The sequence below is a fragment of the Cytobacillus sp. Hz8 genome, from assembly GCF_042263505.1.
Classification (GTDB): Bacteria; Bacillota; Bacilli; order Bacillales; family Cytobacillaceae; genus Bacillus_BE.
The window spans coordinates 289,427-314,906 of record NZ_JBHKFI010000002.1 but is presented as its reverse complement, the minus strand read 5'-3'; the positions used below and the strand labels follow the sequence as shown (position 1 = coordinate 314,906).

The 25,480-nt window shown below is 36.1% G+C and carries 24 protein-coding genes; 8 read left to right on the top strand and 16 right to left on the bottom strand.

Features of this window, described 5'->3' with window-relative positions; genetic code table 11:
* Positions 1 to 97 precede the first annotated feature (97 nt).
* From ACE38V_RS04605 to ACE38V_RS04595, 3 genes are all read right to left on the bottom strand, one after another.
* Positions 98 to 2,236 (bottom strand): DNA topoisomerase III, encoded by a 2,139-nt coding sequence (locus ACE38V_RS04605; RefSeq protein ID WP_375840012.1) that lies wholly within the window; start codon positions 2,234 to 2,236, stop codon positions 98 to 100.
* A gap of 613 nt (positions 2,237 to 2,849) precedes the next feature.
* On the bottom strand, positions 2,850 to 3,140 hold the full coding sequence (locus ACE38V_RS04600) for a hypothetical protein (RefSeq protein ID WP_375840011.1): 291 nt from the start codon (positions 3,138 to 3,140) through the stop codon (positions 2,850 to 2,852).
* Positions 3,141 to 3,226: 86 nt separating this feature from the next.
* Positions 3,227 to 4,222, bottom strand: coding sequence for an HD-GYP domain-containing protein (locus ACE38V_RS04595; RefSeq protein ID WP_375840010.1), 996 nt, complete (start codon positions 4,220 to 4,222; stop codon positions 3,227 to 3,229).
* Positions 4,223 to 4,584: 362 nt separating this feature from the next.
* Here ACE38V_RS04595 and cspD point away from each other — a divergent pair, with 362 nt between their 5' ends.
* Positions 4,585 to 4,785: a cold-shock protein CspD gene (gene cspD / locus ACE38V_RS04590; protein ID WP_009791749.1), complete on the top strand. Its 201-nt coding sequence runs from the start codon at positions 4,585 to 4,587 to the stop codon at positions 4,783 to 4,785.
* A 94-nt stretch (positions 4,786 to 4,879) separates the two neighbouring features.
* Here cspD and ACE38V_RS04585 read toward each other — a convergent pair whose 3' ends face one another.
* Positions 4,880 to 5,056: a zinc-finger domain-containing protein gene (locus tag ACE38V_RS04585; protein WP_375840009.1), complete on the bottom strand. Its 177-nt coding sequence runs from the start codon at positions 5,054 to 5,056 to the stop codon at positions 4,880 to 4,882.
* Positions 5,057 to 5,071: 15 nt separating this feature from the next.
* Positions 5,072 to 5,728 (bottom strand): reverse transcriptase-like protein, encoded by a 657-nt coding sequence (locus ACE38V_RS04580; protein WP_375840008.1) that lies wholly within the window; start codon positions 5,726 to 5,728, stop codon positions 5,072 to 5,074.
* 477 nt (positions 5,729 to 6,205) lie between these two features.
* Between ACE38V_RS04580 and ACE38V_RS04575 the strand changes: the two genes are divergently transcribed.
* Both ACE38V_RS04575 and ACE38V_RS04570 read left to right on the top strand, forming a co-directional pair.
* Positions 6,206 to 6,622, top strand: coding sequence for a reverse transcriptase-like protein (locus ACE38V_RS04575; RefSeq protein WP_375840007.1), 417 nt, complete (start codon positions 6,206 to 6,208; stop codon positions 6,620 to 6,622).
* Positions 6,615 to 7,556 carry a DMT family transporter gene (locus tag ACE38V_RS04570; protein WP_375840006.1) on the top strand — a complete coding sequence of 314 codons (942 nt, stop codon included), beginning with the start codon at positions 6,615 to 6,617 and terminating at the stop codon, positions 7,554 to 7,556. Before ACE38V_RS04575 ends, ACE38V_RS04570 begins: the two co-directional genes overlap by 8 nt.
* Positions 7,557 to 7,582: 26 nt before the next feature.
* Here ACE38V_RS04570 and ACE38V_RS04565 read toward each other — a convergent pair whose 3' ends face one another.
* Together ACE38V_RS04565 and ACE38V_RS04560 are read right to left on the bottom strand one after the other, a co-directional pair.
* Positions 7,583 to 7,852, bottom strand: a complete 270-nt coding sequence (locus ACE38V_RS04565; protein WP_375840005.1) for a DUF6123 family protein — start codon at positions 7,850 to 7,852, stop codon at positions 7,583 to 7,585.
* Between the two features lie 28 nt (positions 7,853 to 7,880).
* Positions 7,881 to 8,381, bottom strand: a complete 501-nt coding sequence (locus ACE38V_RS04560; RefSeq protein ID WP_375840004.1) for a divergent PAP2 family protein — start codon at positions 8,379 to 8,381, stop codon at positions 7,881 to 7,883.
* A gap of 134 nt (positions 8,382 to 8,515) precedes the next feature.
* Between ACE38V_RS04560 and sspL the strand changes: the two genes are divergently transcribed.
* A complete protein-coding gene (gene sspL / locus ACE38V_RS04555; RefSeq protein ID WP_375840003.1) occupies positions 8,516 to 8,653 on the top strand; it encodes a small, acid-soluble spore protein L in 138 nt (45 codons plus the stop codon).
* A 120-nt stretch (positions 8,654 to 8,773) separates the two neighbouring features.
* Here sspL and ACE38V_RS04550 read toward each other — a convergent pair whose 3' ends face one another.
* The 6 genes from ACE38V_RS04550 to ACE38V_RS04525 form a co-directional block, all read right to left on the bottom strand.
* Positions 8,774 to 9,667: a 5'-3' exonuclease gene (locus ACE38V_RS04550; RefSeq protein ID WP_375840002.1), complete on the bottom strand. Its 894-nt coding sequence runs from the start codon at positions 9,665 to 9,667 to the stop codon at positions 8,774 to 8,776.
* 107 nt (positions 9,668 to 9,774) lie between these two features.
* Positions 9,775 to 10,611 (bottom strand): sulfurtransferase, encoded by an 837-nt coding sequence (locus ACE38V_RS04545; RefSeq protein ID WP_375840001.1) that lies wholly within the window; start codon positions 10,609 to 10,611, stop codon positions 9,775 to 9,777.
* Between the two features lie 20 nt (positions 10,612 to 10,631).
* Positions 10,632 to 11,369, bottom strand: a complete 738-nt coding sequence (locus ACE38V_RS04540; protein WP_375840000.1) for a nucleotidyltransferase domain-containing protein — start codon at positions 11,367 to 11,369, stop codon at positions 10,632 to 10,634.
* Between the two features lie 13 nt (positions 11,370 to 11,382).
* Positions 11,383 to 15,042 (bottom strand): dynamin family protein, encoded by a 3,660-nt coding sequence (locus ACE38V_RS04535; protein WP_375839999.1) that lies wholly within the window; start codon positions 15,040 to 15,042, stop codon positions 11,383 to 11,385.
* Between the two features lie 398 nt (positions 15,043 to 15,440).
* Positions 15,441 to 16,004 carry an isoprenylcysteine carboxyl methyltransferase family protein gene (locus ACE38V_RS04530; RefSeq protein ID WP_375839998.1) on the bottom strand — a complete coding sequence of 188 codons (564 nt, stop codon included), beginning with the start codon at positions 16,002 to 16,004 and terminating at the stop codon, positions 15,441 to 15,443.
* Positions 16,001 to 17,092, bottom strand: a complete 1,092-nt coding sequence (locus ACE38V_RS04525) for a type III polyketide synthase (protein WP_375839997.1) — start codon at positions 17,090 to 17,092, stop codon at positions 16,001 to 16,003. Before ACE38V_RS04525 ends, ACE38V_RS04530 begins: the two co-directional genes overlap by 4 nt.
* 372 nt (positions 17,093 to 17,464) lie before the next feature.
* Here ACE38V_RS04525 and ACE38V_RS04520 point away from each other — a divergent pair, with 372 nt between their 5' ends.
* The 4 genes from ACE38V_RS04520 (at position 17,465) to ACE38V_RS04505 (ending at position 20,854) form a co-directional block, all read left to right on the top strand.
* Positions 17,465 to 17,920: a chemotaxis protein CheX gene (locus tag ACE38V_RS04520; RefSeq protein ID WP_375839995.1), complete on the top strand. Its 456-nt coding sequence runs from the start codon at positions 17,465 to 17,467 to the stop codon at positions 17,918 to 17,920.
* 631 nt (positions 17,921 to 18,551) lie between these two features.
* Positions 18,552 to 18,698, top strand: a complete 147-nt coding sequence (locus ACE38V_RS04515; RefSeq protein WP_375839994.1) for a cytochrome c oxidase subunit 2A — start codon at positions 18,552 to 18,554, stop codon at positions 18,696 to 18,698.
* A gap of 24 nt (positions 18,699 to 18,722) precedes the next feature.
* Complete coding sequence (locus ACE38V_RS04510) at positions 18,723 to 19,199, top strand: cytochrome c oxidase subunit II (protein ID WP_375839993.1); 477 nt, start codon at positions 18,723 to 18,725, stop codon at positions 19,197 to 19,199.
* The gene (locus ACE38V_RS04505) at positions 19,199 to 20,854 is read left to right on the top strand and encodes a b(o/a)3-type cytochrome-c oxidase subunit 1 (protein ID WP_375839991.1); all 1,656 of its coding nucleotides are present in this window, start codon (positions 19,199 to 19,201) and stop codon (positions 20,852 to 20,854) included. The genes ACE38V_RS04510 and ACE38V_RS04505 overlap by 1 nt, the downstream gene beginning before the upstream one ends.
* A gap of 49 nt (positions 20,855 to 20,903) precedes the next feature.
* On the opposite strand, the gene ACE38V_RS04500 is transcribed toward ACE38V_RS04505, so the two are convergent.
* The 3 genes from ACE38V_RS04500 to ACE38V_RS04490 all read right to left on the bottom strand — a co-directional run bounded on the left by ACE38V_RS04500 (position 20,904) and on the right by ACE38V_RS04490 (position 25,295).
* Positions 20,904 to 22,421 carry a carboxypeptidase M32 gene (locus tag ACE38V_RS04500; RefSeq protein WP_375839990.1) on the bottom strand — a complete coding sequence of 506 codons (1,518 nt, stop codon included), beginning with the start codon at positions 22,419 to 22,421 and terminating at the stop codon, positions 20,904 to 20,906.
* Positions 22,422 to 22,578: 157 nt separating this feature from the next.
* A complete protein-coding gene (locus tag ACE38V_RS04495; protein WP_375839988.1) occupies positions 22,579 to 22,812 on the bottom strand; it encodes a DUF2249 domain-containing protein in 234 nt (77 codons plus the stop codon).
* Between the two features lie 113 nt (positions 22,813 to 22,925).
* Positions 22,926 to 25,295, bottom strand: coding sequence for a nitric-oxide reductase large subunit (locus ACE38V_RS04490; RefSeq protein WP_375839987.1), 2,370 nt, complete (start codon positions 25,293 to 25,295; stop codon positions 22,926 to 22,928).
* Between the last annotated feature and the right edge of the window lie 185 nt (positions 25,296 to 25,480).

Here is a 25,480-nt window from a genome sequence, read left to right as displayed (position 1 = left end):
TAGGGAAACAAGAGATGGTTGAATTTTTTACCATAGAGATGCATAAATAAGACACATTTTTGGGATTTTCTACCGAAAGCAACATGACTTCTTACGATTAAAAAATCATTTTTATCTTTCCATCTACTATCATTAGTTTTGCCTTAAACTCTTTATTATCTTTCTTAAAGCCACTAATTACATCCGTTTTACCTTCAGCTAATAGCTTCTTGATTGCAGTTTGTGTTATAGATTTTCCTAAGATTTTTTTGGAAATGGTAAAGTCGCATTTCGTTTTTTGATAATTGGAGCATCCATAAAAGTTGCCTTTATCGACAATATGGCCATCACATTTAAGACACTTACCTAAATTAGCGGATCGCTTTTTCTTCTGTTTCCCCGGAACAAAATCCTCTTGATCTTCCTTCGTAAACCGCCATTCATTTGAAGTCTTCGTCGTCATTTGAATTAAATGGCTGATCATTTTATTCGTTTGCTCCATAAATTGTTTAGGAGATGCATTTCCTTCCGATATTTCTTTTAATCGTTGTTCCCATTTTGCTGTCATTTCAGGGGAAGCCAATATTTCTCCTCCTATAGCGGTTATGAGAATTTTTGCCTTGGCTGTTGGATAGACGATATTCTTCTTTATTGAAATGTAATTTCTATCCTTCAACATTGTGATTATTCCTGCTCTAGTTGCCTCCGTTCCTAACCCCTCAGACTTCATTAATACCTTTTCAAGCTCCTTATCTTCAATGAATTTTCCTGCCGTTTTCATAAGAGTGATGAGCTGCCCTTCGGTATATCGTTTCGGAGGCTGTGTCTTGCTATCCTTCACTTCAACTTTTACTACTTTTCCTTGCTCACCAATCTCCATCAAGGGCAGGATAGGTTCTTTATCCTTTTCCACATGCCTAATAACCTTTTTCCAGCCTTCTTCTAACTGTACCTTTCCCTTTGAGACAAAGGTGGCACGTTGATCTACAAGTGTATAAATTGTTGTATATTCTGTTACAGATTTTTGATAGTGAGCCGCAATTAAACTTCTTGCAATTAAATCATAAATCATTTTTTCATCACTGCTAAGCTTGTCCAAATTCGGAACTTGCTCAGTCGGAATAATCGCATAGTGGTCCGTGACCTTTTGATCATTTACATATCGTTTATTATTCTTAATAGATTCAATTGGTAATGGAAAGAAAGGTTTGTACTCTGCAATATTTCCAATCTTCTGTAGAATATCTGGAAACATTTCCGCTTCTCCAGCTGTTACATAACGTGAATCAGAACGGGGATAGGATACATTCCCTTTTTGATAAAGCTTTTGTAAAACATCTAATGTTTTCTTCGGAGGAAATTTATACCTTCGATTTGCTTCCGCTTGTAACGCTGATAGATTAAACAGTAAGGGAGGATAATATTCCTTCTTTTCTGTTTGAATATCCGTTACCTGGGCCGGTTTCTTTTGACAAAAGGCTGCGATTTTCTCTGCAAGCTCTTGAGATTTCACCCTTGTCTCTCCATCTTTTTCCCATTTACCTTGATACACTTTTCCTTCAACATTAAATTTAGCCATAATCTCCCAATAAGGCTCTGAAACAAATTGATCAATCTCCCAATCCCTTTTCACAATTAATGCTAGAGTTGGGGTTTGAACTCTTCCAACAGAAAAAACATCGCGATACCCCTTTTTTTGTAAAAGGAGGCTGTATAATCTTGAAGCATTCATTCCGACAATCCAATCTGCACATGCTCTTGTATAGGCTTCAAAATATAAATTTCTTGTTTCATCCTCCTGAAGCAAACTGCAAAAACCTTCACGAATCGACTTTGGGGTTAAAGAGGAAATCCATAGCCTTTTCATTGGTTTCCTGCAATTTGTCATCCTTAAAATATTTCGGATGATCAGTTCTCCTTCTCTGCCAGCGTCTCCCGCATGTATAATTTCTGTGACATTGGACTGATGGATGAGATTTTTTATGATATTAAATTGTTTATATTTATCTTTTGTCACTTCGTATTGAAACTGACCTGGAATCATCGGGAGCGTAGTCAGATCCCATTTTTTCCACTCTTGATTATATTTCTCTGGATTCACTAATTGACAAAGATGACCCACAGCCCATGTAATGTAGGCCCCCTCCTGAAAAATCTCATTTGGCAATATTTCGATATACCCTTGCTGTTTTTTCATCTTAAAAATGGATGCCAATGTCGCCCCCTGGTCAGGTTTTTCCGCAATAATAAGCTTCATTCGTCTTACTCCTTTAAAATTGAATACAAGCATATATAAAGTGAAACTTCCATCAGTGGGGGTTTTCGACGCACAGGACGTGAAGCGTGCAGACTTATGTGTTGACGTCGCGCTTTTAGTCTGCCATTCATCCCCCACTGATGGTTAGTCACGCAGAGCCTGATTGATTTTTCTAAGGGCTGAAGCCCAAAGAAAAATCTTATTTCACTTATCACGCTCATAGCGCCACGTCCTGTGGCTTTCGCCTGACTAGGACATCCTTGTCCGTCGTCGGACCTTTACGGACAGTTGATCTCCCACTTATCTTCTTCGTATTCTCAGAATCTTGAAGTGGGAGTCAAAATGTCCGTTAAGAGTGGGATAAATTCGTAGATTCAAAACTCAAGTTATACAAGAATAACATATTTATTTAATTATTTGGAAATAAACAAGGGAAGAATATGAAACATATCGTACGATAAAAAAAAGGAAAGAGGAGAGAAAATATCGTAGGTAAGGTTGTTCACCCTTAAAAAGCCGCTAAAAATTAAGTATTTATCTTTTATGTACAAATCTTTTTCGACCAAATTAAAACATAAAATCACCTCCAAATATGAAAATCGTTTTTTTACCTCTATTTCTTGGAAAAAAGTGGAATGTTTTCCCTTTCTTGGGTGTACCAGTGCTCTTTTGCGATAATATTGGACAATGTCAAGATTAAAGAAGGGATTTTTTCAATATTAAAAATAAGTGCTCCGAGCATTTCATGAAAGATAAGAAAAGAATCTCCATGTCCATATAAGTGAAGCTGTTTTTTCATTCTCATTGTTGAATCGGCCACTTCTTTTTTCATTTCTGAATCCATAAATAAATGGCGAGAAAACCTTAAAATCCATTCTTCGCCATTAATAAGAAATCGATACATCAGTCTCACCCTTTTTATCATGATTAGATAATCATAAACTATGAAGTCGATATATAAATTATGAATCTATTGCAATGCAACATACCTTAATTCAGTTCATCCACCACTCTTACAATTTGCAAACGATTATTATATCGTAAATCAATCAAATCATCGTTTACCTTTACAAGAGAGCGTAGAGGATCAAATGAGTGAATCATCATAATTTTTCCAAGCGATCCATCTGAAAGTAGCACCGTCTTTCCAGCTAAATTATCCATCATTTTATAAAGAAAAATGAGCAAAATATTTGGGTCGAGCTTCCCAAATGCACTATTATGCATATCCTGAATTACTTCATAAAAAGGCTTTGCCTGATGATACACTCGTGAAGAAGACATAGCATGAAACACATCCGCAATCGCAACAATCTTAGAGTGTCGGTGAATTTGATCCCCCACTAATCCAAGCGGATACCCTTTCCCGTCCTCCCTTTCATGATGCTGTAATGCAACTAATGGAATCGTTTCAGATATGCTCGGTATATCCCTAAGTAAATCATAGCCAATAATGGAGTGTTGCTTCATCTCATTGTATTCTTCTGTCGTTAACTTTCCAGGCTTATTTAAAATTTCTTTGGATATTCTAGATTTTCCAATATCATGTAAGGTTGCTGCAAGGGATAATTCATGCAAGGACTCTTCTGGCATACCTAGCCATTTTCCTATAATCGTGGCGATAATGCCAACACTAATTGTATGTCTATAGGTATATTCATCCTTTGATTGTAATTCATAAAATAGATAGTAAATATGCGGTATTTCTGCAGCCTGTTTAATAGAAGGAATAATTTCTTCTTTAATTTCAGAAATAGGAATGGTTCCACCTGCTCCGACAAAGGAAAATATTTCTTTCATTATTTTTGTTGCTTGTTCGATTTTTTGACGAATTTCTTTTAAATTTACTTGAGTGATTACTTTTTTACTTTGATCTAAATAGCGGTTTCTTTCAGTTTTTCGAAAAGATTCAAGTAATTGGTCAATATCCTCAACGGTTAAAAGTGAATCCTCAGCAGTTGAGGTTTTTATTTTTTTCTTATTCATCAATATCACCCGGCATGAAAATAATTGTATATCAAGAAAATAATACCAAATATCAGTTTTAATTTAAAGAAATTTCTGAAATTTAATCCCTAAAAGTATTTAAGAAAAATATTTTTGGAAAAATCTTCAATCCGGTTTTATCCTGAGGAAAGTGTAATATGTAACCGTGGAAAGTTGTTACGTTTTATGGAAAAATATACTTATTTTCTTGACTGTTTACTACATTTTCGTGTATATTTATATCGTCATTTAATAATATATTCCGCTATTTCTATTATATGGCTGATTCATATTTCATTAAATGATAATATACTTAACTTAGACACATCGGTGTCTTGATAGGCTTAGGAGGAAAAGTTATTATGCAAAATGGTAAAGTAAAATGGTTCAATAACGAAAAAGGTTTCGGTTTTATCGAAGTAGAAGGCGGAGATGATGTATTCGTACATTTCACAGCTATTCAAGGTGATGGTTTCAAATCATTAGAAGAAGGACAAGAAGTTTCTTTTGAAATCGTTGAAGGAAACCGCGGACCTCAAGCCGCTAATGTGGTAAAACTGTAATCATAATAATAAATTTATCCGGCTGGCAATCAATTGCCAGCTTTTTTAATTTTTTGAAAGCGATGTCATTCTTCTGTTCAGGTTTGTGTCATGGTTAAGAGAGCTCCTTTCCAAAATACTTTAACTGCTCGCCTACCGTGCACTTTGTAATGCAAAAACGATGAGCAAATCGTTTTCCTTTCTCGTCTCGATGGTATTTATATAAAAAACAATTTTCACAGTATTGTGACATAATATAGTCCATTTCGTCTAACAATTTCTTTCTGTCCAAAACGGTCTCTCCCTTTTAAATAATCAGCATTCTACTATTCACATTTTTTCCTTCGAGCGCTTGGCTCGCAAGTTTATCCGCTTCTTTATTTTCTTGACGTGGGACCGGTGAGAATTTGGGATGAATTCCTAAATCCTTGATTTTTTTCTCAATACGATCGAGCCACCGATTTAAATTCTCTTCATAGCACGGCCATTCTCCTTCAAGCTGCTTCAATACTACTTGAGAATCCCCTTTAAATTCACAGGACATATGCTGAACACCAAGTTCTTCCAATAGGTTTAATGCAAAATGAAATGCCGCATATTCTGCTTCATTATTTGTATCCATTTCATGAATCAATTGATTTGCACGAATCCGGTATTTCTTTTTCCCTTGTTTATAAAAAATGACTACACCTAAGCCAGCTTCTAACGTATCCTTATTAAATCCGCCATCAAAATAAATCGTAATATCGTGGGGTTCTTCCTCCACCTCTACAAGCAGCTGTTTTAATTCCTTTGTTGTCCAGGAAACTCCCTTTTCATCGTAATATGATAGATCCAATGTTTTTCCACTTTTTTCGATTTCTTCCCCTGTTTCTAAGGCAAGTTCCGAATCCAGCCAATCAGAGGTAAACCAAACATTCTGATTCTTCTTCAATTGATAATTCCATTCAATTTTATACTTCATCGCAAGCCGCACTCCATTCCACTCTATTTGTTCTAAGCCATTTTATTTTCATTAAAAGATACTTCGTTTTATCCCACTCTTAACGGACAGTAAGACTCCCACTTCAAGATTCTGAGAATACGAAGAAGATAAGCGGGAGATCAACTGTCCGTAAAGGTCCGACGACGGACAAGGATGTCCTAGTCAGGCGAAAGCCACAGGACGTGGCGCTATGAGCGTGATAAGTGAAATAAGATTTTTCTTTGGGCTTCAGCCCTTAGAAAAATCAATCAGGCTCTGCGTGACTAACCATCAGTGGGGGATGAATGAAAACCCCCACTGATGGAAGTTTCACTTTATATCTGGTCATTCTCTCGATTTGTGATACACTTACAAACATAGTATTTCTTAGGATTCACCTGAACGCACCTATTTACTTCATTATAGTAAAAAAAATGATGGAAATACATAAAAAGGAAAAGTACAGGAGGACTTATTTTGATTGAAGTTTACATTGATGGAGCTAGTGCTGGAAACCCTGGACCTAGTGGTGCCGGAATCTTCATCAAAAATGCTGGTAAAGTTGAAAGATTTTCTCTTTTTTTAGGAGAAATGACAAATCATGAAGCAGAATTTCATGCCCTTCTGCATGCCTTAAAAATCTGCTTACAAAATGGATTCCGTACCATTTCAATTCGGACAGACTCGGAACTTGTCAGTCGTAGCATGGAAAAGGAATTTGTCAAAAATAAAGGCTATGCGGATCTTTTACACACGGCTTTACAGCTTTCAAAACAGTTTGAGCTATTTTTTATTAAATGGATTCCAAGTAGTGAAAATAAAACTGCAGATGAACTGGCTCGCCAAGGCATCAGAAAGCATAAAGAGAAAGGAGCGAATACCAAAAATGAATAAATCCGTTATAGCTGATATTAGTTTACTGCTCGTTGCTCTTGTTTGGGGAGCCACCTTTGTCCTTGTTCAAAATGCCATTTCTTTTTTAGGACCTTTGACATTCAATGGTGTACGTTTCTTAATTGCTACCCTCTTACTTGGAGGATGGCTAATAATCTTTGAAAGACAACAACTAAAACAGATAAATAAAAAAATATTCTTATCTGGCTTTATTATTGGTTTTTGGCTCTTTCTTGGCTATGCCACACAAACTAAAGGACTCCTTTACACCACTTCTTCAAAAGCTGGATTTATTACAGGCTTGAGTGTTGTTTTAGTTCCTTTATTTTCATTTCTCCTCTTAAAACAACGTCCAGGTCGAAATGCAGTCATTGGAGTGCTCATTGCAACAATAGGATTATATCTCTTGACGATGACAGATGTCGCCTCTTTAAATATTGGAGACGCCTATGTCTTTATTTGCGCGATTGCCTTTGGACTACAAATTATTTTTACTGGTAAATATAGTGTCAATCATCCTTCATTGCTGCTAACCGTCATTCAAATTGCAACCGTAGCCGTTCTGTCTTCTTTGTATGCCTTTATTTATGAAGATTGGAAGCTTGCATTCGACCCAAGCACTCTGTTAAATACAGATGTGTTTGTTGCATTATTTGTTACATCCTTTTTTGCAACAGCTCTAGCCTTTTTTGCGCAAACGAAATTCCAGCAATTCACAACCCCAACGAGAGTTGCACTTATTTTTGCGATGGAACCAGTGTTTGCGGCTGTAACTGCCTTTATTTGGGCAAACGAAAGACTATCCTTTAGTGCCCTATTTGGTTGCTTGTTCATCTTTGCTGGAATGGTCATTTCCGAGCTGCCTCCTACGAAGATCCCAATGTACCAAAAAAAGCAAAAGAAGCGTTTGACAAAGACAAAAAATATTTCATGAAGAAGGCGTGCTTCAGAGCACACCTTCTATATGGCTAAAATTTGCTGGTCTTTAACAAATTGAATTGCTTGCTTTCTGCTTTCAATTTGGTTTGCAACCAGCATTTCTAATAAAGAAATATAAAAGCTGCCATCGAATGTTCTTTGTGCCTTTAAAGTTAACTCAATGGCTGTATTTGTTATTTCATCTGAAGCCTCTGTAAACCGCTTTCCAAAATAAATAAACCCAACCGTATCCTCCCCGAATAAAAAACCCTTGCCTTCCAAATGGAGTAAATACTCTTCTACCGTCCTCATAGGTTCATCCTCCCCATGTTAGCCACTCTTATTTCCTTCTAAATCTTACTTGAAAAGCCTTTGATTTTCTATCCTTTTTTGTGAAAAAATAACCAAAAGTACCTGTTATCATTCCCAAGATGGCTCCTCCAATTACTTCTTCAGGATCATGGCCAAGCATTTCCTTTAACTTTTTGGGTGCTTTTTCCCGATATTGTACATTTTCTTTGTGATGGACCTTTTGTATTAACTCATTCATGTCATTCACCTTTAAGGTTAATTCTCCTGTTTGCCTTCTTATTCCTTGTGCATCATACATGACGATTAAACCGTAAATGAATGAAAGAGCAAAATCAATGGTTGGAATCCCTCTCTTTAAAGCAATAAAGGTTGTTAACGAAGTCACACCAGCTGAGTGAGAACTCGGCATCCCACCTGTTTGAAAAAACAAGTTAGGCTTCCATTTTCTTTCCTTAATAAAATAAATCGGGATCTTCAGCGCTTGCGCAAGCCCGATACTTATCAATGCGATATATACACCCTTATTCATTCCCTCACCTCTCCCTTAGTTTGAGAAAGAAAACGAGGATTATTCAGAAGGAACTCTCTGGAATTTTTCATATAAAATCTATTTTTAGGAAAAAATAAATATGTACTGTTAAGAGATAGTGGGAGGTGTTTTAGGTGGGGCAAAAGAAAGGATCTAATCGAGGAACTAAGTCACAAGGAGTTACCCCTCAAGGTTATGGCCAGGATGCTGAATTTGCTGAAGAGCCAAAAAGCAAGCTAGAAAATGCAGCAAAGAAAAAGAATACAAAATAAAAATAAAATAAGGCATGAGCATCATTTGATGAACTCATGCCTATCGATCATTTTTCCAGACAATAAAAAGCAGTGCGTTAATCCTTTGTAAAATTATATTTTTGAAAGAATAGCAAAAAATTATGCGTATTCTTTTATGGGTTCAATAAATCGATGAAGTCCTTTCATCCCAACCTCATGAAACTTGTCCATTACTTTATCGACATTAAATTTAAAAGTGGATGCTTCAAACGCAAATTGAATCGGTACATCACATTTGATTTCAGCAAGTTTTCTGCTTAAATAGAGCATATCTAAATCCGCTTCAATTTTTGATTTTTGGGCATTAGTTAATTGATTAAGATTTTCAACAACGCCCTCAACATGATGATATTGTTGTAATAGCTTTAATGCCGTCTTTTCACCAATTCCTTTTACTCCAGGATAATTATCGCTAGAATCCCCCATAAATGCCTTTAAATCAATCATTTGGGTTGGATAAATTCCTTTCTCCTCATAAAAGCTATCCTTTGTATGGACCAAATAATTTCCAAAGCCTTTTTGCAATAATACAACGGAAATTTGGTCATCTAAAAGCTGGAGAATATCCCGATCCCCTGTAACGATATGAATATTGGCATTAGCACAATATTTTTTAGCCAAAGTTCCAATACAATCATCCGCTTCATATCCTTTTAAACCAATATTCGGAACGTCAAAAGCTTCAACCACCTCTTTGACTAAATCAAACTGGGGAATTAATTCTTGCGGTGGCTCAGATCGATTCCCTTTATAATCGGGAAATAGTTCATTTCTAAAGGTCTTGCTCCCCATATCCCAGCATACCGCGACATGAGATGGCTGAAAGGATGAAACCGCTGTAAGGAAATGCTTTACAAACCCATTTACACCATTTGTTGGAATTCCTTTTGAATTAAACATGAATTGGCCGGAAACGGCTGTTGCAAAAAAGGCTCGAAATAATAAAGCCATTCCATCTACGAGCATCAATTTAGGCTTCTGAACTGTTTCCATTATAAATTCCTCCTACTATTTTGCAACATAATGACTATTATAACATGCTGCAAGGATCCATGGGCTTGGTAATAACCTCTATGGAAAAGAATCCATTTACCTTAGCTTCATTCTCCTGTTGCCACATCATTATCATCATAGGAAATCCAGTCACTAAAGCTTCCACAATACAGTTTAACATTCGAAAATCCAGCTGCTTTCAATGCCAAAAAATTGGGGGTTGCCGTGACACCTGACCCACAATACACAATTACGGGACTTTCTGATGATAAGTCTTGAAATCTATGTTTTTGTTCTTGAACACCTTTAAAAAGTCCATCCCGAAACCCTTCAGTCCAGACCTTATTTATGGCTCCAGGAATATGTCCTGCCTTTTTATCGATTGGTTCAGCTAAGCCTAAATAACGATTTCGTTCACGTGAATCGACTAATATCACCTTCGAATTCGAATCCGTTGCAATCTTTTTTATATCCTCATAATCAGCAAGCATCTTTTCTTGAAGTTGAATATCGAGATTGGTTTTCCTATAGGACGGAACCTCATGAGTAACAGGGAGGTTCGCCTGCTTCCATGCATGAAATCCACCATCTAGGATCGCGACCTTTTTATGGCCAACATAGTTAAGCAGCCACCAAAGACGTGTTGCATAAGCTTCTCCCCCGGCATCATATGCTATCACCATTGTCTCTTCATCAATGCCCGAATCGTCTAACAGGGCTTTAAAGGAATCTAGATTTGGCAGTGGATGTCTCCCACCATGGGTTTGGACAGCACTTGAAAGATCTTTTTCTAAATCAAAATACACAGCACCAGGAATATGCTCTTCTAAATAAGCATTTTTTCCCGCTTCTGGTTGTCCCATTTGAAAGCGACAATCAACGATACGAATCTTATCATGATGCAACTGATCTTTTAACCAGGTGCAATTAACAAAAAAATCCATCTATTCTTCCTCCATTCTTCTTAAACTCCTAATAGTGACCATAACCACTCATTTAATTCTACCGTAATATCCCTTCCTTTAGCTAGGGTCATTGCCTCGTGAGCCAGTCGTTGTTTCTCCTGTTCAATTAAGCTAACCAAGTCCTGAACCTTCTTTTCTGAAAGCAACGTTTGCTTATCTTTAGCAGCGAGTAAATCAGAATAGAATTGATACAGTTGATTTTCTTTCAAATTGGCTTCATTCATTCTAAAGTCGAAGAATAGTTCTTTTTTAAGAATCATTTCCTGAACGATTAAAATTGACCGTACAGCGTAGATTAATTGTTTTTGCCTCTTTTCATGATAACTTTTTTCTTTTACCTCATGAAGATTCCTCGTACAAAGAGATTCATAATGATGAAACAGAGCATAATGGGAATATCCTTCCTTGATTATTTTCTTTAAAATCTCGCTAAATCCGTGCTTATCTATATAATAGATTGGAGACATACACCATTCATAGAGACTGGGGTTCGATTTTCTCAATAGCTTACAAGCTTTCATGATATCCCAGCCTACCGCATCAAATGGTCCTTCCTCTAATACTTCCTTTGGCGGATCAATGGAAAGATAGCGATGAAGATCCTTATGAATATATATAAAACGAATATCATAGTCAGAAGTTGGAGATTCCATTCCCCATGCCCTGCTTCCTGCTTCACAAGCAAAGAGAATCTCAACATCGTGGGCATTTTCTAATTGTTTTAGCCAATTAATCATAGAGTCAATCCTTTTAGCTGAAATGTGGAATATTACTTGCAATCCTTTCAAGCTGATCAATGGAAATTTCATCGCTAAGTGTTGCAATCATTCCCTGATAAAACTCGTTGCTTTGCTCCTGATAATCACAAAGAGATTGTTGTAACACCTGATCTAGCTCAATCTGGTAGTGTTTAGTTGCGCGATTTTTTTCTGACATTAGGTATTGATCCGCTGGTTCCTCCAACTGTTTTTCAATTTCTTCACTGCAGTATTTTTTTTCATTTTTTTCAAAGAAGGACTTTGGATTTTTAAAATACGCTAATGCCTTTTTAAATTGCTGGCGTTCCAATTCCACAAAAGCAGATTCATATTCCAGATTTTCAAATGGAAACGGTTCAAATTCACGGAAAATTAGCTCATCATTCACCTTTAATGCCTCTAAACAAAACGAATGATGCGTTTCTTTCATCAGCTTATTCATGTAAGATTCAATTCTTAAACCTGTTGCCCGTAATTCCTGGGCAAACTCATACCCAAAATGATCGAGTAAATCCTCAAGCGCATTGTTCAAAGCCTTCTTCAAATTTCTCCCATCATCCTTTAAAACCGTTGGATTAAATGATTCTTTGAAGAAATCATGAAAGCGGAAAAACACTCTTTGCTTAATATAATATACTAATTCGCCAATTTCTTGGGCTAAACGTTGGTTTAGCACTTCTAAAGAAAGACAATTCATTATCTTGGTCAATTGTTCTTGTTCCAAATTCAATCTCTCAATTCTTTTGTGCTTAACACCCTTATCTTCACGAGCGGATAGAATATAGGAATTCAATTGGTGAACGGCTCTTTGACCGCTCGTTTTCGCTGCTTTAATGGCAACATACATCAATTCTTGCTGGATAAAGGAATAAAATTGATCTTCAAATTCTGCAATTCCTGAATCATTCCCCTGTAACTTTCCTTTCTTTTCCTGAATAGCGAGTAAGCTGGAAATAGGAAATAGATGTGGTGCACGAATTCCATACTGAATCAGTTGATCTGCAACATAATCCAAAACGGCATGCATTTCTTCTTCATCATGTGCAAGGTCTTTCGCATTAATAATGAAAAACATTTTATCCATTTCAAACGTGTCCTTTACTCGTCCCAATTGAATAAGAAATTCACGGTCCGCTCTCGAGAACGCATGGTTATAATAGGTCACAAACAAAATAGCATCTGAATTTTTGATATACTCAAAGGCAACTCCAGTATGCCGAGCATTTATCGAATCCGCTCCAGGAGTATCAACTAGAGTGATTCCTTTCTGCGTTAATTCACAATCAAAATAGACCTTAATTTCCTCGACGAGACAGGACTTTTCTTCCTTCGCAACAAAATCACCAAATTCGGTTAAACCCGTTTCAAGCATGTCTCCCAGCTTTGTCTGATAAGCGGAGAATCCTTTATAAAATGCAGTTAAAAACGCATAATGCGTCTTCTCATTTGCATCATACTCCAAGTGGGTTTGAATAATTTTCTCAATTAATGCCATCGCCTGATCAAAGTTCGATGCTTTCTTTTGAAAGACAGCTAAAGAACGATTCACATCCTCAAATAATACCTCTTCACTCTTAAATTTAACTATGACCGTCCCATGTGGATGGGAGTCATCAACTGGCAGGATTTTATTTATGGCTGCCGTTGTTGGATTAGGTGAAACAGGTAAGAGTTTTTCACCAATTAGCGCATTGGCAAAGGAGGATTTTCCGGCACTAAAGGCACCAAATAAGGCTACAGTAAATGACTTACTTTCTAATCTTTCTGCTTTTTGCAGCAGTTCCTTGCGTTTTTTCTTAAACCCTGGCAAATTGGATAATTCTTGAGCAGTAAACCTTAATTGGTTTACTATTGATTCACTTTCCTTTTGTACCTTTACATGATCGTTAATGCCGCTAACCCTTTTCTCGCGACTTTTCCATGAAGGGGAATCGACTTGATCAGCCATCCCTTCGTCTTCAAGACTTAAGGAAATGACCTCGACTTTCTCAGTTTCCGCCAACATTTGATTCGTTAATACTTCATCAGGCTTCAGAACGATAGGACCTGAAAGGAGCTGCTCCAGTTTAATTTTAATTGCAGTATTTGAATCTTCAATCTCTTCCTTTTCCCTTAATGCTTCCACAAAACGATTTAATCGTGTTATTTCATTTGAAAGAAACTGCTTCCGCTCTTCCAGTTTTTGTGATATTATTTCAATATATTTTTCCTTCCACAAATCAACCTTTGTTCTTGCCACTTTTTTTATCGCTTCTACAACATCTCTTGTATAGTTAAGTACATATTCCCCTGAGACTTTTGCTCCTGTTTTCACATTTTGGCTTAATAATTCCTTTGAAAAGGTGAGTTCAAAACTTTGAACAGCGGAAAGTAGGGCAGCATCCTGAATATGGTCATTCTTTAGAACCCGATTTAGGAGATCCTTTAGATGCCATTCAATTTGTGTTTTTACTTTATCTTGAAAATCCTCATAAAAAGCTTGTAGCCTTTCTTGCCTCTCAGTTTCTGTTTTTTGCTTGGAAAAGAACAGCCCCACCTTAAAATCAGGTTGTACTGCTACTAAGTATTTTTCCGCTAATTCCCTTGTTTGAAAGGGCATTAGGTATGCATTGTTTAATATTTTTTCGATTTCTTCTCTCAGCCCATTTTCCTTTTCAGAAAGTGACTGTTGTACCGCCTCTAATTCTTCCTGATATTCTTGATAAGATTTTCTAATTGACTCTTGATTGATTTCACTTGTCGAAAGCAACTCTTCAATCCGTTCAACTTCATTAAAATGACACTCAGCTTGTGAAGATAGATGTTCATCCGAAACTTTTTTTAAGGAATAATAAACAGATTTCGGTAGTAACTCCTTCCGTTTCGCGATGGATTCATGAATAAAAAGGGTTAACTCAGCAAATTGATTTAAAGGATGGTTTGGTTCCTTTAGTGTAGTATAAAAGATAGATGCCGGCTTAACCCCCCATGAAGCAAAAGAATCTTCTACACTCCTTTGAAAATCGGCAAAACTCAGCTCCTCTTCCCGATGCTTATCAACTTGATTAATAACTAAATAAACCTCTTTTCCTACACGGGTTAATTCTTTCGTGAAGAGAAAATTCAATTCTGATTGAACATGGTTATAGTCCATCACATAAAAAACAAGGTCGGCAAGATGTAAGGCAGATTCCGTTGCAATTCGGTGAGCATCATCTGTTGAATCAATACCTGGTGTGTCCAATATGACCGTTTCCATTGGCAATATTTCAGAAGCATGGCTAATTTCAATAGCTTGAATTTGATCGCCATCCTTACAAAACGATTTCACCTTTGCAAAATCATATGGTGCTGGATATAGTTTTGGATTTCCTTTTTTAAAAAATACCTTTGCATATTCCTCGCCAATCTTTATTTTTACAAGGTTTGCACTTGTTGGAATCGGACTAGAAGGCAATAAATTTTCTCCGATAATTCGATTAATCATACTGGATTTGCCCGCAGAAAAATGACCGCAAAAGCAAATCGCAAATTCGCCGTCATTTAGCTTTTGTCCTAATTGTTTTACTTTTTTTGCAGATATAACATCATTGTTCTCGTTGAAATAGGTATAAAAAGCCACTATTCTTTCTAACAATTCAGCTCTATCTAGCTCGCTTATTGTTTGAACCATTCAAAATACCCCTTTGTTATGTTAAATTCTATAGTTTTTATTTTTAGACAGAAAATTACAAACTTTTCCCCATATCCCTTATTTTAATGGATAAAGATGATAATTCCTATTAGTATTTTAAAAAGTGGAACTTGTTTTAAAAGGAGATAAAAAGAAACAAGCTGATTCCACAAACAGAATCAGCCTTTCTAGTGGTTATTTAGATTGTATGGTCCTGAGGTTTTAAGACACGTGATAATACATGCTTCATTACAAAGGAATAGGCAACAACTGTGCAAATAATAAAAGCAGCTACCATATGTAACACCATCCTTTTATTTGAATAGTGAGAATTATTTTCATCTACATGAAGAATTTTATCACGAACGATAATCATTTTCAATAAACTGTTGAAATTGTCATATTTTTTTTAATAAACTAGGAAGAAAGCGACTTTTCGCGGAAAATTCCACCTCATATTCCGTCCATTTTCTCAATGCATTCTCTTCGGCAGGTATACGAATACTTAAAATCATTGCATTAAGAAAGGAAAAGAGAATGGCGGTTAGATAAGCATTAAAAAGAAATGGGATGAGAATAAACTCAAGAGAAACGACCACATAATTTGGGTGCTTTATTAATTGATAAGGACCGCCTTTCATGACCGTAGCTTGCGGTAATACAATGATTTTTGTATTCCAAAATGGACCAAGAGATTTAATCACCCATATCCTGATTGATTGTGTTAGCAGGAAAAAGGTGAGTATGTATGGCCATATATTCGATATTTCCTTTTGATAGAAATATACTTCCAGACTAAGCGATACAAAGAATAATCCATGAACGGCCACAATTACTGGATAATGTCTTCTGCCAAGTTCTATAGCCCCCAAATTTTTTAAATAAATTTCATTTTTTCTCGCCAAGATTAGTTCAATCCCTCTTTGTATCAAAAGAACAAGTAAGAAACAAACAAAAATCAAAGATCTTCCCACCTTAATAACAAAATTTCTGAACTAAAGCCTGGTCCTAAGGAAGTTGCCAATCCAAGCTCTCCTCCCCTTCCTTTTGCCAAGAATTGTTTTAAAACATAAAGAATCGTCGCAGAAGACATATTTCCATAGTTTTTTAAAACATGAAATGATTCATCTGTCATTTGGCTAGGAAACTTCAATGAATGTTGATAGGCTTCCAAAACCTTTTTTCCTCCCGGGTGAGCGATAAAATGTTGAATTTCTTCTATTAATATTTTTTCATTTTCAAGAAATTGCTGGACATTGGGTCGAAGCCATTTTTCAATAATCGATGGGATGTCTTTTGAAAAAATAACATATAATCCTTCATTACGAACATCCCACCCCATCACATCGAGTGAGTTTTTCATTGTTACAGACCTTGTTGCGATAATCTTAGGATATGCGGTCAATTGGCACCATTCATTCATATTAACCTCATCCCCAACAATTAAACAGCATGCCACTCCATCGGCAAACAAAGAGGTTCCAATAAGATTGCTTTTCGAAAGATCATTTCGCTGAAAGGTCAAGCTGCATATTTCAACTGAAAGAACAATAACCTTCGACCCAGGATATGCCCGACAATATTCATAAGCACGTGATAATCCTGATGCCCCACCGCAACAACCAAGACCCCAAATTGGAATTCTTTTTGTCTCTTCAGAAAAGGGAAGAATGTTCATTATTCTTGCTTCAATACTTGGTGTAGCAATGCCAGTACTAGATATAAAAAATATTGCATCAATTTCTTCACAGGCTATTTCTCTAGCTAAAAAATGGGGATTCCTCAAGCAATTTAGGATCGCCTTCGAACCTAGATTGATGGCCGATTCGATATATGCGTTATTTTTTTCTGCAAAAGAATGTTCTTCCTTAAACCATGATAATTCTTTTACAAAATACCTTTTTTCAATACAGCCATTTTGAAAAACTGTCAAAAGTCGTTCAATGTCCTTAAATGATTCAGAAAATAATTCCCTCGCAAAATCAAGTACTGCAGCTTGCTTAAGTTCAAAGTGAGGAAGGGCTTCTGCGACGGATACGATAGTAGGCAAAATATCATCACCTTTTCTCTTTTTCCTTTAGCATTTACCTACACAATCCTCAATTATTCTCCTTATCCTATAATATATTGATCCTTTAGAAGGCAATAAAAAAGGAAGAAAGCCCAAAAAAGCTTACTTCCATCATGTTTTGAAGGATGTTGCTGTGCATAACCTATTATATTTATACTTATTCTCCATTTCATTATTTAATCATTTCCAATTCATTTTTTGGAAGGATCATTCTGTGTTAAATTTCACATAACTTTTCTTATATAAAAATAACAATTATGTTAAATATTTTAATATTTTTTCAAATCATTTACACTCTTTAAAATAAAGATATGTTAAGATTATTGGTAACAAAGTAGGGGGTAATAATTCATGACATTATCGAAATACATAACAGATGTTCTAAATAGCACCATCGATTCAGTGAAGGCCGTATTGCCTTTTGAAGTAACGATTGATAAGCCCTCTTTATTTACGCAGCCATTTACACAACATTCTATCGGGGTTTTAATTGGAATGACAGGAGACTTAAGAGGAAGAATCATCATAAATGGTGACGAAACTATTTTCAGCAACATCGGTGAAAGTATGTTTGGAATGAAACTTGAAGGAGAAATGCTTGAATCCTTTGCTGGAGAGCTTGGTAACATGATTGCAGGAAATCTCTCAACTTCCATTTCACAAAAAGGTTTTGAAATGGATATTACTCCACCTACCGTATTAGTTGGTCAAACCAAGGTGTATGGCTTTAAAAAGGCGTTTCGACTCCCTATTCAAATAGAGAGTAAACTAATACTCGAAGTTATTTTAATGATTGAAATGAAATAACCACAAATAGCAACCTGGATAAAACAATTCCTAGGTTGCTATTGTTTATATAGAATCTTAATATATTTCCCCATAATCATCATCTAGATGGTTATTTTTTTTATGCTCTTGAACCTCTATCCATATTCTTTGCTTGGCCAATAACCCACAATTTGTACAAATCATTTCACCATTATATAAAGTTTTGCAATGTTCACAGTAGTATTTTAGCATTTTTACCACTCGCTTTTCTCAAAACTATTGTGTTTATTCATTTAATTTATGATGTCAAATTTAAAAACGTGACGATCAATATGTTCATATTTTGTCCAAATTTATTTTGTAATTTTCCTAAAATTGTACTAAATTAACGTGATTCTATTATTCTGGGATAGTTTATCCTCTATCGAGGAATATCAATGGTTTATCGCCTACATTCATGCATCACTTCACAATTTCTTCACATTTAAAAACCTGTTTTTGTGACATTCATCACTGCTATATCAATTTTCTAACATTAACATAGTGTTAAATCGATTAATGAACAATTTGTGAAATACATGAAACCCTAATGGAATCTTTCTAATTGTTCGGTATTATGAAAATGTAATTATTTATTTATTTCAAAAATAAGAGGGGAGTGTGAAGAAAAGTGAAAACGGAACTTAGCAACAAAACAAAAACAGAAGTTGAAGATAGTTCCTCACTTAAGGGAACGATGGCATCCGTTTTCTTATTAGGATTCTTCCTAGTAGCGGTATGGGTTGGAGTTTATTTCTTATTCTTAGATCGTCTCTAACAAATAGAAAGGGGAAATTAAGCTATGCATATGCATAAATTTGAAAAAATTTGGCTTATTTTCGGAATAGGTGCCCTTCTCGTGTTCTTAACAGTACTTGGAGTAAGCGCATTCTATCTTGGAAATCAGCCACCTAGCTGTTTAAAAACCATCGATTCAGAAAAAGTCGATACAACAGCACCATTCAATAAACCAGGATTACATAAAGTGGAAGGAAAAGAATGGGACTATGAGCTTGTATTTACAGCACAAGCATTCGCTTATAATCCTGGAAATGTTCAAATACCAAAAGGGGCAAAAGTAAAAATCATTGCAACATCAAAAGATGTTATGCATGGTTTTGAAGTAGCCGGTACTGATATTAATATGATGCTTGAACCAGGATATATTAGTGAACACGTAGCAACATTTAATAAGACTGGTGAATTCTTAATTCTATGTAATGAATATTGTGGTTCTGGTCACCACATGATGACTTCAAAAATCGAGGTGGTTAAATAATGCTTAGCCCTACAGCTACCCTAAAGGTTGACCGCCGTGATGGAAAATTAGCAATGGCTCACTTTTATGTGGCATTCATTGCCTTAGCAATAGGCGGTATTGCCGGACTATTACAAGTTTTAGTCCGTACTGGTAAAGTAACATTACCAGCTGGAATTGGATATTATCAAATTTTAACCGTTCATGGTGTCATTTTAGCACTTGTTTTAACAACATTCTTTATTTTTGGATTCCAACACTCAGGAGTTAGCCGTACATCTGGCACCTATTCCAATGGTCAGCGTTTAGCTGGATGGATTGGATTCTGGGTTATGACAATCGGTACAGCAATGGCTGCTGTAATGATTCTATTAAATAAAGCTTCTGTTCTTTATACATTTTATGCACCTCTTCAAGCTCACTTTTTATACTACCTAGGTTTAACACTTGTCGTAGTAGGAAGCTGGATTGATGGTGCAGCCATTATTATGGGTTATGTAAGATGGCGTAAAAACAACCCTGGAAAACCTAGTCCATTACTTACATTTATGGCAGTTGTTAATACGGTACTATGGGATGTTGCTACATTAGGTGTCGCAGCTACTGTATTAATTCAATTATTACCTTGGTCTTTAGGTTTAGTGGATACAGTTAATGTTGGTGTCAGCCGTACATTATTCTGGTATTTTGGACACCCACTTGTATACTTCTGGTTGCTTCCAGCTTATATGGCTTGGTATGTTATTATTCCAAAAGTTATCGGTGGTAAAATTTTCTCTGATTCTTTAGCACGTATGTCCTTTATCTTATTCCTATTGTTCTCAATTCCTGTAGGTTTCCACCATCAGTTATTGGAACCAGGGATTGATCCAGCTTGGAAGTTCTTACAAGTAATTTTAACATTCTTAGTTGTTATTCCTTCTTTAATGACTGCTTTCTCTCTATTTGCAACATTCGAGAGATTTGGTCGTTCTAAAGGTGCAAAAGGGTTATTCGGTTGGTTTAAGAAGCTTCCATGGGGAGATGCTCGCTTTACCGTACCATTTATCGGTATGCTTGCCTTTATTCCTGCTGGTGCTGGTGGTATGGTCAATGCTTCAAACCAAATGAACCAAGTAGTTCATAATACGATTTGGGTAACTGGTCACTTCCATTTAACTCTTGCAACAGCCGTTGTCTTAACATTCTTTGGTACAGCATACTGGCTTGTGCCACATTTAACTGGTCGCGTCCTAACAAAAGCAATGAATAAATTAGCTCTTATTCAAGGGATTCTTTGGGCAGTTGGTATGACATTCATGTCAGGCGCTATGCATGCTGCTGGTTTACTTGGAGCACCACGTCGTTCTTCATTCTCTGATTACGCTGGGGCCGCACAAGCAGCTGACTGGGTTCCATATCAAATCGCACAAGCAGTAGGTGGTTCTATCCTATTCTTAGCGATTATTCTCATGCTTTACATCTTTATTAACCTTGCATTCTTTGCTCCTAAGGGTGAACAAGAATTCCCATTAGGAGAAGCAGAAAGTGCAGAAGAAAAAGCACCAATGGTATTCGAAAATTGGAAAATCTGGCTTGGAATTACCGCTTTACTTATCCTATTCGCATACACGATTCCATTTATTGATCTTATTCAAAATGCACCTCCAGGATCAAAAGGATTCAAATTATGGTAATAAGCAAGGCTCCCAACCTCTATGGTTGGGAGCCTTTTTTGATGAATCTTTATTTCAGCTGATAAATGCTTCTGTATTTTTCCTCTAAATAGTGAATAAGATACTCTGAATTTAATCCCTCACCCGTTACATCTTGTAATATTTCTAACGGTTTTTTTATTTTTCCAAATTGATGAATATGCTTATTTAACCATTCTTTAATGGGAAGTAATTCTCCTTTTTCTAACAATGCATCAAAATCTGGAAGGTCCCTTAATAAGGCGTTTTTAAATTGGGCGGCGTACATATATCCTAAAGAATAGGAAGGAAAATAGCCAAAGCTTCCACCTGCCCAGTGAACATCTTGAAGAACTCCTTCAGCATCATTTTCAGGACGGATCCCCAAATATTGCTCATACTTCTCATTCCAAATTTTTGGAAGATCCTTCACGTCGATTTCATCATTAAATAATCCTAATTCAATTTCATAGCGAATAATAACATGCAAAGGATACGTGAGTTCATCTGCTTCGATCCGTATAAGAGATGGTTTCGATTCATTAATTGCATGATAATACTCATCCAACTCGACATGAGAAAACTGTTCCTTAGCATATTGCCGGATTAAATCATAATTTTTCTTCCAAAAATGATAATTGCGGCCAACAAAATTTTCATAAAAAAGAGATTGAGACTCATGAATCCCCATAGAAGTTCCAGCACATAAGGTAGTGCCAATTAAATCCTTTGAAATATTCTGCTCATAGAGGGCATGCCCCCCTTCATGAATGGTGCCAAATACAGCCATTCGAAAATCAGTTTCATCATATCTTGTCGTAACCCTTACATCTCCGGGATTTAAGCTAATTTCAAAAGGATGAACTGTTTCATCCAATCGCCCTGCCTGAAAGTCATATCCCATCTGTTTTAATATTTCGATGCTAAACTCCCTCTGTTTATCCTTTGGAAATTTTCGGAACAAAAAGCTCGTATCTAGTTTTTCCCTTTTATTCGTTATAAGCTGAACAAGAGGAATAATAGATTCTCGTAATTCCCCAAATACCTTATTTAATAAATCAACCGTAACTCCAGGCTCATATAAATCCAAAAGGGCATTATACTTATTCCCTTCATAGCCGTAATAAGATATAAAACGTTTATTGAAAGCTACCAGTTGTTCTAAATATGGACGGAACATTTCGAAATCAGATTTTTCCCTCGCTTCCTCCCATATACTCTCAGCTTTTGATTGCAAAATGACATATTCCTTATATTCATCTGCAGGTATCTTTTTATTGCGTTCATAAGTTTTTCTACAATCCTCGACTAGCTTCTGCGTCAAAGGGGAAAGCTCAGAAAATACCTCTTTTCTCGTTAATTTCTCTATGTACTCCAGCATCTGATTCGAGGTAGACATTTGAAAAACTTCAGAAGAAAGAATTCCAATCACTTCTGATCGTTGATTAACTCCCTTTTTTGGAGCTCCTGTTCGCAAATCCCAAAATATTAATGATAATGCTTCGTTATAAGAGACTATTTTCTTCACATGCTCATAAAACGCATTTTCCAATGTTTGTAGTTTCGTCATATCAATCACTCCATTCATTTTCTTTTCTATCCATTTTATCACAGAATTCAGAAATTATTTCCATTTGGAGCATCTAGATGATTTCTTCATTATAAAAGAGACTAACTACAAAAATCATAGTTAGCCTTTTTTTAGAGTTTGTACTCGTTAAACTAATTTATTTTTTACCAATAGATACTTTCCAGGTTTCCGGACCCTCTTCAAGATATTTCCAAATAAATTGATCTTGTCTTTCCATCATGAATTGATAAAGTAATGGCTTTGGATCATGATCATTGATTAAAAGCATAAATTCTCCTGCATTTAGAGAATCAAAGGTGCGAAAAATTGTTGGATGCTTTTCACGTGGTGGATAATCTGGTACATTTACTGTTTGTGCATATTGAGTCATGATTCTTTCCTCCAAAAAATATATTTACAACTTTATAATAGTATTTTAATTGTCTTAACCATGTGAACCAAATCACACATAAGAATAGATTTTATTTTTTTCTGCTAAAATTATTATGCCTCATCTTCATCAATCGCTAAATCTTTTACTGGCAAAGGTTCATTCTCTTTATGTGTTACTTTTCTTAGGTTAAAAAGAGCTTTGACAGCAAAAATGGCTAATGCGGCAACGCCAATAAGGAAAATCGTATCTGGAACGGCACGAATGGTTAATAGCGTTTGAACGATATCTTTTTGTAAAAAGGCTGCTGAGCGTGAAGCGGCATATCCATGATTAAATGCTTCTTTAATTTGAATAATCCCAACCGGTAAAAGAGAAATTAAAATCATCCCAGCAAGTCCAATATTTAGCATGATACAGCTAAATTTAACCCATTTATCACTCCATTTTTCTGGTTTTGTAATATTTCTTAAGCAATAAATAAACACAGCACAAGCAAACATTCCATAAACACCCATCATAGCCCCATGTCCATGAGCTGGTGTTAAAAATTGTCCATGTTCGAAATAGCTGACAGAAGGAAGATTAATTAGGAAGCCCATCACTCCGGCGCCTACTAGATTCCAAATGGCAACAGAAATTAAGAACCAGAATGTACCTTTATAAGGGAAATCTATTCCTCCATCTCTCATCATCTTGTATTGATCATAGGCTTCTAAAATGAGTAAAGTTAATGGAATAACTTCTAAAGCAGAGAATACAGAACCAAGACCAATCCAAACCTCTGCTGACCCATTGTAATAATAATGATGGCCGATTCCAATAACGCCACTGCCCATTAAGAGAATTAACTGGAAGTAAAGCGCCCTGACAGTTGATTTTTTCGTCACAAGTTTCATTTGTACCATGAGGAAGCCAATAACAACAACGGCAAAGACCTCAAAAATTCCTTCAACCCATAAGTGGATAATCCACCAACGCCAATAATCTGCAAATGTAAAACTTGTATCTGGGTTAATCATGAAGGCGAATAAATAAAATAGCGGAACAGCAACAGCTGAATAGAAGAGAAGATGAATAAGTCCACCTTTGTCAGTTTCTTTCTTTAATCCGCTTCTGATGCCTCGGTAAACGATAAATAACCAAATGACCATTCCTGCTGCTAAGATATATTGCCATATTCTCCCTAATTCAAGATATTCCCATCCTTGATGTCCAAACAAGAACCAATTATTTCCTAAATATCCTTTAGCGCCTAACCACTGACCAAGCATACTTCCTGCAACTAACACAACAAGTGCCCAAAATAAAATATCGACGAGAAGACCTTGTTTTTTCGGTTCATGCCCGCCAACGAGTGGAGCAATGAAGATTCCCATTCCAAGCCAAGCAGTGGCAATCCAAAGAATGGCGAGCTGTAGGTGAAAACCTTTTGAAATATTAAATGGAAGAATATCATAGATCCATTTCAAGCCGAAGAAGCTCTCAGGTTCCACATAATAGTGTGCAAGAAGAGCACCAAACATTGCTTGAACAAAAAATAACACCGTCACAATCGCAAAGTATTTTCCTGTTTTCACCTGCGACAAAGTAACTGGAAGCCGTCGTAATTCGATTTTGGGAAAATTCCCTTTTTTATAGGCTTCTTGCATCCCTAAATGATAACGGTAGAAGACGAATAGAATAATTCCGATAAATAAAATTAAAAGGGTTACACTAGCTCCGCTCCACCAGATAGCTGAAAAGGACATATGATTTCCAGCATCCTCATAGTATGGCCAGTTGTTTGTATAAGTAATATTGTCCCCTTTTCTCTCTGTACTTGAAAGCCAAGCTGTCCAAAAGAAGAAATCAGATATTTGTGTGATTTGATCCCCTTTGCTAACCCAAGCCCTTCCCTTTTCCGGCATATCACTTTCTTTGATGAGATTCGGCTTTAACCCCCAGCCGTCTCCATCGGTAAAGACCTTTTTATAATAAGCTCTTACCTCCTCTAAGCCATAGCTTTGTGCATCTGTTAGCACAAGCCTATCTTTATTAGCCTGATAGCGATTTTTGCGCATTTCCTTTATGACTTTTGATTTAATGATGGATTGTTGGTCTTCATTCAATTCTTTAAAAGACTTTTCATATTGATGGAAAGATTTATAATCCTGCATTCCTTCTGTATATACCTTTAATGCTTCAGCCGTATAATCTGGTCCCATGTATGAACCATGGCCTAAGACTGTTCCATAATCCATTAAGCCATACTTTTGAAACACTGCTTGGCCTCCCATAATGGATTTCTTGGTTAGAAGCACCTCTCCTTTACTATCGGTAACCTCCAATGGTCTTGGAGCCATTTCCTTAAAGATCCAGACACCTCCAGCGATTAAAACTGTGAAGCTTAATATTAATGTAATAATGAGAATGGATTTTAATAGAGCATTTTTATTTTGTTTCCTAAACTGATTCGGTTTTGCTGACCTTTGCATTTCCATTCACACACTCCTCTCTGTTTTTTTCAACAGACCTGATTGTATAACGGATGATAATTTTTTATTGTGATGGATTTCATTTTTCACCTGTGATTTTCACCACAGATGAGAATGAGAATCAAAAATTATTAAAACTATGATGTAGGTCACATCATGGCAAAAAAACCATTGGTACAATAATAATCGTT